Source organism: Streptomyces sp. NBC_00377, from assembly GCF_036075115.1.
GTDB lineage: Bacteria > Actinomycetota > Actinomycetes > Streptomycetales > Streptomycetaceae > Streptomyces.
Window position 1 is genome coordinate 1,367,339 of the sequence record NZ_CP107958.1, and the last position, 13,144, is coordinate 1,380,482.

The following is a 13,144-nucleotide window of genomic DNA, read 5'->3' on the forward strand; positions in this document are numbered from 1 at the left end:
GTCGGCTCAGAGCGTGGCCGAGTTCTCGTGCCAACGCGCGGCGGTCTGCCGGCGCGGGGCGGTGAGGGACGGCGTCACCGGGGTGACCGTCCAGTCCGGATGGCCGGGCATCCTCGGTGTCGTCGTGCCGTACAGCCAGTCCCGCAGGAAGCCGGACACGTCCTGCCCGCTGGTCTGCGACGCGACGGCGATGTAGTCCTCCGTGGACGCGGAGGAGTTGCGGTGGCGGGCCAGGAAGGTCCGCTCGACCTCGTGGAAGGCGTCCTCGCCGACGAGTTGCCGCAGCGCGTACAGGACGAGGACGCCGCCCAGGTAGCGCTGGCTGTCGAAGAGGTTGGCCGCGTTGGGCGCGGCGACCGGGCCGGACGTCCTGCGCCACTGGTCGCCGCGCGCGTAGGTGTCCTTCATGCGGGCCTCGAAGGAGGTCAGGCCGAGGGAGTCGGCCCAGCCCCGCTCGTAGCGGTAGAGCAGCCCGTAGAAGTCGGCGTGGCCCTCGTTGAGCCAGAGATCGGCCCAGGTGGCGGGGCTGACGCTGTTGCCGAAGTACGAGTGGACCAGCTCGTGCATCATGTGCGAGCCGATCTTCGGCTCCGCCTGGAGCAGGTAGTTCGGCTTGTAGAGCGTGAGGGTCTGGGTCTCCAGGCCCGTGAAGTCGAAGGCGTTCGGGGCGTCGGAGTTGCAGGGCAGCAGTCCGTACGTCTCGAAGGGGTAGGCGCCCAGCCGTCCCTCGAGCCACTCGACCAGGCCCGGGGTGAGCGCGAGGGCGGGCTCCAGCGCCTCGGCCCGCGCCACCGGGACGACATCGCGCAGCGGCAGCCCGTGCGGGCCCTGGCGCTCCTTGACGACGTAGTCGCCGACCGTGATCTGCACCAGCTCGGTGGCGATCGGCGAGCGGGAGCGGTAGGTGTACGCGGTGCGGTCGCCGGCCAGGTCCTCGGTGCACACCAGCGAGCCGCTCGCGACGGCCCGCAGGGTGCTGGGGACGGTGATGCGGAAGGTGAAGTCCGCCTTGTCCGACGGGTGGTCGTTGCAGGGGAAGACGGTGTGCGCGGAGTCCGGCTGGGGGCAGATCGCGAACCCGTCGGCCGTGGGGACCCACGCGGTGTGGGCGAGCGTACGGCGCGGGTCCGCCGTGTAGGTCACGCAGACGGTGACCCGGGCGCCGGCGGGCAGGGCCCGGGCCGGTGTGATCCGCAGCTTCTCGTCCTCCTGCTCGAAGCCGGCGTCGCGGCCGTCGACCCGCACCGTGCGGACGTCCAGACCCAGGGCGTCGAGCGAGAGACGGGTGAGGGCCTGGGTGGTGCGCAGCTCCAGGGTCGCTGTGGCGTCGACGAGCGTGGTGGCGGGGTCGTAGGAGAGGTCGAGGTGGTAGGCCGCGACGCGGTAGCCGTCGTTGCCGAGGTTCGGGAAGACGGGGTCGCCGAGGGTCTCGGGGGCCGGGGCGTCGTCGGTCTTCGGGGTCGCGTACGCCGTGGTTCCCCCGGCGAGGACTGCTGCCGTGCCGATCAGCGCGGCTGCCGGGGCCGTCACTCTGGTGCGATATCTCATGGTCCGCTTTCGCTCGGGCGGCCGGGTGGTCGGTCCGGCCGTCGGATCAGGTCGAGGATCTACGTGCATGACCACCGAAAGCGGAACTTCGGTTGCCCCGTGAAGCAAACATGTACATGGCGAAGTAGGGGGAGACCCCTGTCGAGCCATTCCCCGTCACGAGATATCTTGATGTCGAGCAATGTTGCAGACGTGGAGCGGAGCACCCGGTGACTGACTCGACCATCATCTATACGCACACTGACGAGGCCCCGGCCCTGGCGACGTATTCCTTCCTGCCGGTGGTCCAGGCGTACGCCTCGCAGGCGGGTGTCGCGGTCCGGACGCGGGACATCTCGCTGGCCGGGCGCATCATCGCCGTGTTCCCTGAGTACCTGACCGAGGACCAGCGGATCCCGGACGCGCTGACCGAGCTCGGCGAGCTGGCCAAGACGCCCGAGGCCAACATCATCAAGCTGCCGAACATCTCGGCGTCGATCCCGCAGCTCAAGGCCGCGGTCGCCGAGCTCCAGGCGCAGGGCTACGCCCTGCCGTCCTACCCGGACGACCCGAAGACCGACGAGGAGCGGGACATCCAGGCCCGCTACGACAAGGTCAAGGGCTCCGCCGTGAACCCGGTCCTGCGCGAGGGCAACTCCGACCGCCGCGCCCCCGCGTCGGTCAAGAACTACGCCAGGACCCACCCCCACCGCATGGGCGCCTGGTCGTCGGAGTCGAAGACCAACGTCGCCACCATGGGCGAGAACGACTTCCGCTCCACCGAGAAGTCGGTCGTGATCTCCGAGGCCGGCACGCTGAGGATCGAGCTGGTCGGCGACGACGGCACCACCACGGTGCTGCGCGAGTCGGTACCGGTCCTCGAGGGTGAGGTCGTCGACGCCTCCGTCCTGCACGTCGCCCCGCTGCGCGAGTTCCTCACCGCGCAGATCGCCCGGGCCAAGGCCGAGGGCGTGCTGTTCTCCGTGCACCTCAAGGCCACCATGATGAAGGTCTCCGACCCGATCATCTTCGGTCACGTGGTGCGCGCCTTCTTCCCCAAGACCTTCGCGAAGTACGGCCAGGTGCTCGCCGCGGCCGGACTGACCCCGAACGACGGTCTGGGCGGCATCTACAAGGGCCTCGAGTCCCTGCCGGAGGGCGCCGAGATCAAGGCCTCCTTCGACGCCGAGCTCGCCGAGGGCCCGGCCCTGGCGATGGTCGACTCCGACAAGGGCATCACCAACCTGCACGTGCCGTCCGACGTCATCGTCGACGCGTCGATGCCGGCCATGATCCGCACCTCCGGCCACATGTGGGGCCCGGACGGCCAGGAGGCCGACACCCTCGCGGTGCTGCCGGACTCCTCCTACGCCGGTGTCTACCAGGCCGTGCTCGACGACTGCCGCGCCAACGGCGCCTACGACCCGTCGACCATGGGCTCGGTCCCGAACGTCGGCCTCATGGCGCAGAAGGCCGAGGAGTACGGCAGCCACGACAAGACCTTCGAGATCCCGACCACCGGCACGGTCCGCCTCGTCGACCAGGCCGGGAACGCGGTGATCGAGCAGACGGTCTCCGCCGGCGACATCTTCCGCGCCTGCCAGACCAAGGACGCGCCGATCAAGGACTGGGTGAAGCTGGCCGTCACCCGCGCCCGCGCCACCGGCGACCCGGCCGTCTTCTGGCTGGACGAGACCCGCGCCCACGACGCCAACCTGATCGCCAAGGTCAACGCCTACCTGGGGGAGCACGACACAGAGGGCCTGGACATCCGCGTCCTCGCTCCGGTCGAGGCCACCAAGCTGTCGGTGGAGCGCATCCGCCGCGGCGAGAACACCATCTCGGTGACCGGCAACGTCCTGCGCGACTACCTGACGGACCTGTTCCCGATCCTGGAGCTGGGCACCAGCGCCAAGATGCTGTCGGTCGTCCCGCTGATGGCGGGCGGCGGCCTGTTCGAGACGGGCGCCGGCGGCTCCGCGCCGAAGCACGTCCAGCAGCTGATCAAGGAGAACTACCTGCGCTGGGACTCCCTGGGCGAGTTCTTCGCGCTCGTGCCCTCCCTGGAGCAGTACGCCGACTTCACCGGCAACAGCCGCGCCAAGGTCCTCGCCGACACGCTCGACCGCGCCACGGCGACCTTCCTCAACGAGGACAAGTCCCCGACCCGTCGCGTCGGCGGCATCGACAACCGCGGCAGCCACTTCTACCTGTCCCTGTACTGGGCGCAGGAGCTGGCCGCGCAGACCGAGGACGCGGACCTGGCCAAGGCCTTCGCCCCGCTCGCCGAGACCCTCGCGGCGAACGAGCAGACCATCGTCGACGAGCTGAACGCCGTCCAGGGCAAGCCGGCCGACATCGGCGGCTACTACCAGCCCGACCCGGCCAGGGCGGCGGCGTACATGCGCCCGTCGACCACCTGGAACGAGGCCCTGGCGACCCTGAGCTGACGCATCGAAGCTCGTCGCAGCCCCGACCGGCGCCGCCGGCCGGGGCTGCGGTGTCTTCCGGCCCGCGAGGACGCACCACTCCTGGGAAGTTCGAGGGCGAGGCCCTCCTTCCGGAGTCCCGGCATCCGCGCGTCTTCGGGACCCGGTGGGCGGGAGGACGGCTCGGCACCGAGGCTCCCGGCAGCGGCTCGGACGCAGTGTGGGGGCGCGACGGCGGACCGGACGCCGTAAGGGTGCGCGACGGCGGACCCGGTACCGGGGGTCTCGGGCGGGCGGCCGGTGTGGCACCTTGATCACATGTCGTCGGCCCACCCTCCAGGAGTTGCCCCCATGCCGTCCTTCGTCTTCCTGCCCGGTGCGGCCGACTCACCGGTGATCCTGCATGTGCCGCACTCGGGACGGGAGATACCGGCCGCGGTGCGGGCGGGCATCGTGCTGGACGACGCGGCGCTGGAGCGGGAACTGGACCACATCACCGACTCGCACACCGCGGAGATCGCCGAGGAAGCCGCGCGGCTGGCGGGTGCGGCGCCCTGGCGGTTCGTGAATCGGCTGTCGCGGCTCGTCGTCGACCCGGAGCGGTTCCCGGACGAGCGTGAGGAGATGCGGGCCGTCGGCATGGGCGCCGTGTACACCCGGACCACGCACCGCGAGGTGCTGCGGCCCGAGCAGACCGACCCCGAGCCGCTCGTCGCCCGCTACTTCCGGCCGTACGCGCAGGCGATGACCGACGCCGTCGCCGAGCGGCTGGCCGCCGTCGGACGGGCCGTGATCATCGATGTGCACTCGTACCCCACCGAGCCGCTGCCCTACGAACTGCACGGCCACGGGCCGCGGCCGCCGGTCTGCCTCGGCACCGACGGATTCCACACCCCGCCCGCACTGCTCGCCGCCGCGCGGAAGGCGTTCGGGGAGGTGGGTGAGGTCGGGCTGGACAGCCCGTTCTCCGGGGCGTACGTGCCCCTGGCGCAGTACGGGAAGGACCCGCGGGTGAGCGCCCTGATGGTGGAGATCCGCCGGGACACGTACATGACCGAGCCGGGCGGCCCGGCCGGTCCCGGGCTCACCCGGCTCGCCGCGGCACTGGCGACCCTGGTGGACGGCGCCACCGGCTGACTCCGGCCGCCCCCGTCCGCCGAACTCACGGTCACCGGACGCCCGCCGGACCCGGGTCCGAGGCCCTGCGGCCGACCCGACACCAGGCACGCGGTCACCCGGGGGCGACCGGCCGACCGGCCGACTCACGGCCACCGGCAGCCCGCCGACTGCACTCGCGGCACGGACCTCCACCGGCCGGCCCAGCGACAGGACTCGTGGCCACCGGATGCTCACCGGGCACGCGGTCACCCGGTGCCCAGGGGCTGCCCGGCCTGGGGTCACGGGCCGGGTGGGGATCGGAGGTCAGGCTCGCAGCCACTCCGTCACGACCACCTCGGCGCCGGTCCGCAGGCGCAGGGCGAACGGACCGCTGGGCGGAGCGTCGCAGGCGAAGCGGCCCAGGTCGTCCGCGGTGAGCGCGGCGCCCGCCCGGGGACCGTGCAGGACCTCGATCGACGCCGGCTGCGGCGGCAGCAGCTGACCCAGGAGACCTTCCTCGGTCACCTCGACGTCGACCGTCAGCCCGCCCGTGTGGAAGGTCAGCATGCGGGGCACGTCCACCGCTCCGCGCACCGGGATGGCGTCGACCAGCGAGTCGAACGTCAGCTCGGCGATCCGTGCGTCGAGATCGTGCAGCGCGTAGGCCTCGATGGCGGCCCGGCGCAGCTCGGCCGGCACCGGATCCAGGACGGCCGCGGCCTGGCGGAGTTCCTCCTCCAGCCGGTCGTGGTCGAACTCCTCGTCGACGAAGGGGACTTCGCCGAAGATGTCGTCACCCTCGTCGCCGTTCATGCCGTTCATGCCGTTCACAGGGCTCCCCGTGCGTCGAGTCGGGCGCGCAGGCGGCGCAGACATCGCTGGCGCATCGGTCCGATGCTGCCGACGGCGATGCCCAGGGCGGCCGACACCTCCTGATAACTGGGCGGCGGCGAGGCGATCAGCACCCGCAGCAGTTGGCGGCAGCGCTCGCCGAGCGCCTCGAACTCCTGCCACAGGAACCGGACCCGCTCGCTCTGCGCGGCCGCCTCCTCCGAGTCGAGGACCGACTGCTCCGGGGTGCGGTCCTCGCTGGCCCGGTCGAGCAGCAGGGGATCGTCGGTCGGGGTGAGCCGCCTTAAGCTCTTGATCACTTTGAGGCACTCGTTGCGCGCGGTGCTCGCGAGCCACGAACCGGCCTTGTGCGGCTCGCGGATCCGCCCGAGATGCTGGGCGAAGCGGAACCACACGGTCTGGTAGACCTCGTGCCCGTCGGCGTCGGACAGCCGGTGTGCGCGCACGACCGACCAGACCAGCGGGCTCAACCCGTCCACCAGCGCCTTCCAGGCCGCCGTGTCACCGTCGACGGCGGACTGGACGAGCGCGCCGACATCAGTACGGTCCACGGCCCCACCCCTCGTGTACGGCCTGTCATCGTACGCCGTGGCGGGGCCCCTCTCGTTCGTCATGCCGGCCTCATACCGGACCGACCGGGACCGGCCGCCACGTGGGCGGCAGCAGCGCCGGGACGTGCGTGCCCCGCACCTCCGCGAACTCGGAACGCTCGGCGAGCAGTTGACGGGCCGCGGCGCGCGGATCGGTCATCCGGCGGGCGCTCATGTGGGCCGCCACGAGCCCGGCCGCCAAGGGAGTCGCGAAGGACGTGCCGCTCCAGGACGCCAGTCCCTCGAACATCACCTGGTCCGGCTTGCCCGGGGTGACCTGCTGCGCCTCGCTCAGCACGCCGACGTGACGCGGGGAGCGGCAGGTGCAGGAGTAGGTGAAGCCGTAGCGGCAGGTCTCGTAGGTGGAGTGCTGGTAGACGTACGGGACGGGAGTGTCGAAGCCGGTGAGGGCGCTGACGAGGCGCTCGCCCGGGGCGTACACCTTCACCCAGGCGCCGTGGTTGCTGAAGCAGGCGCCGAACTCGCCGTCGCCGCGCAGGGCGCCCACTGACAGCACCGCGTCGGCGTAGTCGGGCAGCGAGGCGTAGGCGGCGGGCCAAAAGGGCGAGGCGCTGCCGTTGTTGCCGGCGGCCGCCACCAACAGGGTGTGCTGTGAGCGGAGTTCCTCCATGAACGCGGCCACGCCGAGGAGGCCGTCGACGCGTCCGTTGGACGTGCCGGCGGAGAGGCTGATGATGTCGGGCCAGCCGTCCTGGACGGCGTCGAACAGGCGCTCCCCGAACTCCGACTCCAGGACGGCGCCGGCGTCTTCCAGGGTTCCCCGCACGGTGATGTCGGTCCGCGGCGCGACCGCCGCGACGAGTCCCGCGATGAACGTGCCGTGTCCGACGTACTGCTGGAGGATCCCGTCCTCGTCGGTCTCCCTGACCTGGGCGTCGCCCTCGGTGCGGGCCAGCAGCGGCCAGGAGCGGTAGTCGTGGGTCAGACCGGTGTCGACGACGAGCACGTCGACCGTGTCGCCGTCGGTGGCCTGCGCGCCGTCCGCCGTGCGGACCGGGGCGGGGTTGGGCGGTGCGCTGCGCGGGGCCGGCACCGGTTCGTCGCCGGGGCAGGCGTTGACCGCGATCGACACCAGGTGGTTGCGGCTGACCAGCCGGCGGCCCGTACGGCCTTCCGTCTCGCGCAGCGCGCGCAGGGCCCCCGCCACGGTGCGGTCGGTGCCGCGGCCTCCCTCACCGGGGTCGCCGACCCGGATGCGGGTGATGCCCGAGCGGTTGGTCTGCGGGCCGGCCCTGCGCACATGCTCCGGGGTCAGGCCGTCGGTCGCGGTGAAGTGAGAGCGTACGGCGTCCTCGACAACCCGGGCCTCCTCGCCGTCGCGTGCGAGGACAACGCCCTTCTCGTAGATGAACTCGGCGGAGTCGTCCGGTCCCATCGCCAACGGGACGTCGGGCAGCGCGCGTTGGATGTGATCGAACTGCTCGTGGAATCGCTGTGGTGCCATGGGCGTGTCCTCCCCCTGCAGCCGGTATTCGTCAGCATGACCCGCGAGGCGGTCGTCTGATACAGGTGGTGCGACGGCGGATGGGGGTGGTGCGGTTGCGGACGCACGCCCCCTGGCTACGCCGAGTCCGTTGACGCGACGTCCGATTGTTACTGGTGGATACGGTGCCGAACCGGTGTCGTGCGCAGACCGGAGCACTACCATCCGTCGAGTGACAGCGGTAACGACAGCGGGAAACGACTCGGTTCTCGAACTGCTGCCGATGGTGTTCGCCGCCCCGGGCGACGCGCTGTCGCGGGCGGAAGGACTGCTGGACACCGACCCGACGCCGTTGCACGCCTCGGTCGCCCACCAGGTGATCGGCATCTGGCAGCGGGACTGGGGCGACATGCGTCTCGCCCTGGACCACCTGCGGCGTGCCCGGGACCTCGCGGCGCGCTCGGACTCCGCGGAGCGGGAGGCGGACGTCCTCGGCACGCTCGGTGTGGCCCTGGTGCACGCGGGACGCACGCGCCAGGGCCTGGCCGCCTTCGAGCGGGGCGTCGAGCGCGGGACGGGCCACACCCGGGCGCGTGTGCTGTACCGGCGGGCCTACTCGCTGTGGGTCCTCGGGCATCACCGTGAGGCGCTGGAGGACGTACGCCGGACGATTCCCGTGCTGCGCCAGGCCGACGACGTCATCTGGACGGCGCGCGCCCTCACCCTGCGAGCCACCGTGCACCTGGCCCTCGGGGCCGTGGACCGGGCCGAGGCGGACTTCACGGCGGCCGAGGCCCTGTGGGACACCACCGGCCAGGAACACGACAAGGCGGACGCGGTGGAGAGCCGGGGCCTGGCCGCCTTCCGTTCCGGAGACGTCCCTGCCGCGCTGCGGCTCCTCGACGAGGCGGAGGAGCGGTACGCCAAGCTGGGCACGCCCACGTTCATGCTCAACATCCGGCGCTGCGAGGTTCTGATGGCCGCCGGTCTCGCGCCCGAGGCGCTGGCCGAGGCGGACGCGGCGATCGCGATGCTGGACGGCATCGGTGGGCAGTCCACCCGCAAGGCCGAGCTGCTGCTGGCGGCCGCGAGGGCGGCGCGGCTCGCGGGCGACCCGGGAACCGCCATCGCCCGGGCGGCCGTGGCCGAGCGGCTGTTCGCGGCGCAGCGGCGCACCTGGTGGGAGGCGCACGCCCGGCTGGTGCTGATCGAGGCGCGGGTCGTCACCGGGCGCGGTTCGGGCCGGCTGGTGGCGGACGCCGTCAGGCTCGCCGAGCGGCTGGCCGCCTTCCAGGCGCCGGCCGCGCCGGAGGCCTGGCTGCTCGCGGGCCGGATCGCGCTCGGCCTCGACTGGAGCGCGGACGCCGAACGGTATCTGGAGATCGCGGCGCGCAGCCGGCGCGGCGGCCCGCCGCTGGCACGGATGACGGGCTGGGCGGCCCAGGCCCTGTGGGCACGGGCCACCGGTTCCGGCCGGGGCGTGCTCGAGGCGTGCCGGCGCGGGCTCGACGTCCTCGACGACCACCGGACGACATTGGGCGCCTCGGAGTTGCGGGCCCGGGCCACCGCACAGGGCGCGGAGCTCGCCGCGCTGGCGCAGGAGGTCAGTCTGGAGCGGGGCGGGCCACGGCAGTTGCTGGTGTGGAGCGAGCGGTGGCGGGCCACGGCGCTGTCGACGCCGCCGACCCGGCCGCCGGCCGACCCGGCGCTGCTGAGCGGCCTGACCGCCTTCCGGGAGATCGCCGCCCGCGCGGAGACCGCCCGGATGGACGGCCGGCCCGTGCCGACGCTGGAGCGTGAACAGCGGCGGCTGGAGCGGGAGATCCGGTCGCGGACCCTGCACATCCGTGGAGTCACGCCCTGGGGCGGCGACCGGTTCGACGCGGGCCGGTTGCTGGAGCGGCTCGGCGAGGGGCGATTGGTCGAACTGGCCGTGCTGGACGGGCGGGTTCAGGTTCTCCTCTGTGGCGGCGGGCGGGTACGCCGGTTCCCGGGCGGGCTGCTGGCCGAGGCGGAGCGGGAGGCCGAACACGTCCAGGCCGGCCTGCGGCGGCTGGCCCACCCCGGTGCGGAGAGCCGGCTGCCGGTGGTCGAGGCGGCGGGCAGGAAGCTGGAGGAACTGCTGCTGGGCGACGCGGCACGGCAGCTGGGCCCGGGTCCGCTCGTGGTGGTGCCGCCGGCCCGGCTGCACCGGGTGCCGTGGGCACTGCTGCCGTCGCTGCGGGAGCGGGTGGTCAGTGTCTCGCCGTCGGCCAGTGGCTGGCTGCGCGCGCGGGAGACCGAACCGCCCGCGGGCGGCCGTCAGGTCCTCGTGCGGGGTCCGGGGCTGGCGTCCTGCGGTGCGGAGGTGCCGGAGGTGGCCGGCCGGTACGGCAGGCCCGTCGTGCTCGAGCAGGACGACGCCCGAGTGCCCCGCGTGTTGCGGGAGTTGGACGGGGCGGCGCTGGCGCACATCGCCGCGCACGGCACCTTCCGCGGCGACAGTCCGATGTTCTCGTCGCTGCGGATGGCGGACGGGCCGCTGATCGTCCACGACTTCGAGCGCCTCGCCCGCAGTCCGTACCGGATCATCCTGTCCAGTTGCGACACCGCCCGGCTCGCCTCGGTCGGAGCGGACGAACTGCTGGGCCTGGTCACGGCGTTGCTGCCGCTGGGCACGGCGGGCGTGGTGGCGAGCAGCGCGCCGGTGAACGACTCGGCGGTCGTCCCGTTGATGCTGGCCCTGCACCAGGGCATCAGCGCCGGGCTCCCCCTGGCCGAGGCCCTGCGGGACGCCCGGGCCGCGCTGCCGGGCGACGCGCTGCATCAGGCCACCGGGTGGGCGTTCACGGCGTTCGGCGCGGCCTGAGCCACCGACCGCCCGGCCGGTTCAGGCAGGCTGCTCCACCAGCCGCGGAAGGGCTGCGCGATCACCCGCGCCGAGCCGGGTGTAGGCACCGTACAGGTGGTTGCCGACGGTCCTGACGGACAGGGTGAGGCGTTCGGCGATCTGCCGGTTGCTGAGGCCGGCCGCCGCCAGGGTGACGATCTGCCGCTGCCGTGCGGTGAGTTCACCCAGCACCAGACCGGACAGGGCCGGGGTACGGGCGCCCTGGCAGCGCCGGGCCAGGGCGACGGCACGGGTCCGGGCGGTGCGGGCCGCACCGGGGTCACGGTGGACCCGCACCGCCTGCGCGTACGCCTCGGCCGCGAAGAGGAGGAACCCGCGTCCCTCGAGCTCGGCGGCGACCAGATCCAGCGCAGGTCCGTCGCCCCGGGCGAGCGCGCGGGCGTGACGCCCGAAGCAGCCGTCGGACGGCAGCAGCGCCACGACCTGCTCGGGCACACCGAGACGAACGGCGTCGTAGACGGTGTAGGGGTCGTGGACCGCGCGGGCGTCCCGGGCGGCGCCCGCGTGGCCCGGGGCGGGCCGCACCTGGGAGGCGTGGGGGGCGTACGCGGTGCAGGGGGCGTCTGCCGCGCCCGAGCCGTGGACCGGGCCGGAGGCGTCGTGGACCCCGCGGGCGTCATGGGCGGCGCCCGCGTGGCCCGGGGCGGGCCGCACCTGGGACGCGTGAGCGCCGGAGGCGTCCGCGTGGGCGCGGGGGCCGACGGCTCCGTCCGCCGCGCCCGTGCCGTGCAGCGCGTGGGAGCCCCGGTCCGCCGGGCCGGAGGCGTCGTGGACCCCGCGGGCGTCATGGGCGGCGCCCGCGTGGCCCGGGGCGGCCCGCACCTGGGACGCGTGAGCGCCCGGGGTGACTGCGACGCCGGTCGTGCCGGGGGCGGTGGTGGGGGTCGTGGTGCCGGGGGTTGTGGCTTGCAGGGTTTCGAGGGCCGTGTCGAGGTCTCCGCGGACGGCCGGTGGCCAGGCGGCTGTGCCGGGGTGTTCGGCGAGGAGCTCGATCGGGGCGCCCGCCTCCCCCGACTGGGCGGCGGTGAGGGCGAGTTCGGTGCGGCAGGCGTGGTCCTGCGGGTCGGCGGCGAGGCCCTCCCGCGCCCAGGCCGCCGCCTCACGCAGTTCTCCCCGCAGCCGCGAGAACCGCGCGCGGACGGCGGCGTACCGCGGTGGCACCGGTCGTCCCTCCGCGACCAGCCACTCCCCCACGGGTGTGGGCGTCGTACGGACGTCGGCCCGCTCGATGCGGCGGGTCAGGCCGGCCGCCTCGGCGTCGAGGGCGCGGGTCGCGGACCCCCGTCGGGCGGTGAGCCGGCGCGCGCGCAGCCGGCCGGCCGCGGCGCGCAGGACCGGTCCGTGCAGGGGGTGCGCCAGGCGGACGGTGGCGTCGGCGTCATCCACGTCGAGGAGGCCGTCCGCCTCCAGGCGTTCGAGGACGCGCAGGTCGAGGGTGTCCGCAGCGGGCGCCAGCGGTTCGGCGAAGGCGAGGCGGTCGAGGGTCTCGCGTTCGTCGGGGCAGGCGCGGCCGAGCGCGGCCGCCGATCGTTCGCGCAGTGCCGGGGTGACCGGGACCGGGCCGCGCCACATCAGCTCCTCGGAGTCCGCGCACCTGGTGAGCCGGCCCTGTTCGCCCAACGCGTCCAGCAGGTCCCGCAGGAGGCGCAGATCGCCTCCGCACAGCCGGTGCAGACGGTTGGCGGTGAGGGGCTCCAGGGGGCCGCCGGCTCCGGCGGTGAGGAGCGGGGCGCTCTCCTCACGGGACAGGGGCTCCAGCACCAGGCGGGGCAGCAGTTCACCCGTCCACAGGCGGGAAACCGCGTCGGGCACGGGGGCGCCGTCCGTGACGAGGATCAGCAGCCGGGTGCGGCCCTGCACGGCCAGCTGATGCAGCAGCGCGGCGGAGGCGTCGTCCAGCAGATGCGCATCGTCGACCACCAACAGCCCTACTCCGGTGAGGAGTTGTACCGCCCGGTGCAGAGAGACACCCTCCGGGAGAAGGGGGGCGAAGGCGGCGAAGGGCAGGTCGCGCATCCCGGGGGTGCCGGTCACCCGGGCGCAGTCGGCGCCGCGGAGCGCCTCCGCGGCCAGGCGGGTGCGGCCGCAGCCCGCCGGTCCGCTGATCACGATGCCGGGCCGGCCCACCGCCGACGAGCGGCGGACGAGCTCCACTTCCTCGTCCCGGCCCGTGAACGGCCACGGCGGTCGCAGGGCTCCGGCTTGCGTCTCGAACGTCGTCACCTCAACTGGAGTCCGCATACTCACGCCTGATACAGGGCGACTTGAGTAGCCCCCGACTCAGGCACGGGGACGGCCCCGCAGGGCAACCTGG

Annotated in this window: 8 protein-coding genes; 3 read left to right on the forward strand and 5 right to left on the reverse strand. The window is 73.5% G+C overall.

The genetic code is table 11. The features are described from left to right. Window positions 1-6: 6 nt before the first annotated feature. Window positions 7-1,530: a M1 family metallopeptidase gene (locus OHS71_RS06065; protein WP_443046866.1), complete on the reverse strand. Its 1,524-nt coding sequence runs from the start codon at window positions 1,528-1,530 to the stop codon at window positions 7-9. A gap of 227 nt (window positions 1,531-1,757) precedes the next feature. Between OHS71_RS06065 and OHS71_RS06070 the strand changes: the two genes are divergently transcribed. Together OHS71_RS06070 and OHS71_RS06075 are read left to right on the forward strand one after the other, a co-directional pair. Then, window positions 1,758-3,977, forward strand: coding sequence for an NADP-dependent isocitrate dehydrogenase (locus tag OHS71_RS06070; protein WP_328477565.1), 2,220 nt, complete (start codon window positions 1,758-1,760; stop codon window positions 3,975-3,977). Window positions 3,978-4,307: 330 nt separating this feature from the next. After that, window positions 4,308-5,093: an N-formylglutamate amidohydrolase gene (locus tag OHS71_RS06075; protein WP_328477567.1), complete on the forward strand. Its 786-nt coding sequence runs from the start codon at window positions 4,308-4,310 to the stop codon at window positions 5,091-5,093. Between the two features lie 285 nt (window positions 5,094-5,378). Here OHS71_RS06075 and OHS71_RS06080 read toward each other — a convergent pair whose 3' ends face one another. The 3 genes from OHS71_RS06080 to OHS71_RS06090 all read right to left on the reverse strand — a co-directional run bounded on the left by OHS71_RS06080 (window position 5,379) and on the right by OHS71_RS06090 (window position 7,961). Beyond that, a complete protein-coding gene (locus OHS71_RS06080) occupies window positions 5,379-5,867 on the reverse strand; it encodes a hypothetical protein (RefSeq protein WP_443047156.1) in 489 nt (162 codons plus the stop codon). Window positions 5,868-5,881: 14 nt separating this feature from the next. Beyond that, window positions 5,882-6,457 (reverse strand): RNA polymerase sigma factor, encoded by a 576-nt coding sequence (locus OHS71_RS06085; protein WP_328477571.1) that lies wholly within the window; start codon window positions 6,455-6,457, stop codon window positions 5,882-5,884. Between the two features lie 70 nt (window positions 6,458-6,527). After that, a complete protein-coding gene (locus OHS71_RS06090; RefSeq protein WP_328477573.1) occupies window positions 6,528-7,961 on the reverse strand; it encodes a S8/S53 family peptidase in 1,434 nt (477 codons plus the stop codon). Between the two features lie 262 nt (window positions 7,962-8,223). On the opposite strand from OHS71_RS06090, the gene OHS71_RS06095 reads away from it, so the two are divergent. Further along, window positions 8,224-10,788: a CHAT domain-containing protein gene (locus tag OHS71_RS06095; RefSeq protein WP_328484411.1), complete on the forward strand. Its 2,565-nt coding sequence runs from the start codon at window positions 8,224-8,226 to the stop codon at window positions 10,786-10,788. A gap of 21 nt (window positions 10,789-10,809) precedes the next feature. Here the strand turns inward: OHS71_RS06095 and OHS71_RS06100 are convergent, their stop codons facing one another. Then, window positions 10,810-13,071 carry a LuxR C-terminal-related transcriptional regulator gene (locus OHS71_RS06100; RefSeq protein WP_328477575.1) on the reverse strand — a complete coding sequence of 754 codons (2,262 nt, stop codon included), beginning with the start codon at window positions 13,069-13,071 and terminating at the stop codon, window positions 10,810-10,812. Window positions 13,072-13,144: the final 73 nt, after the last annotated feature.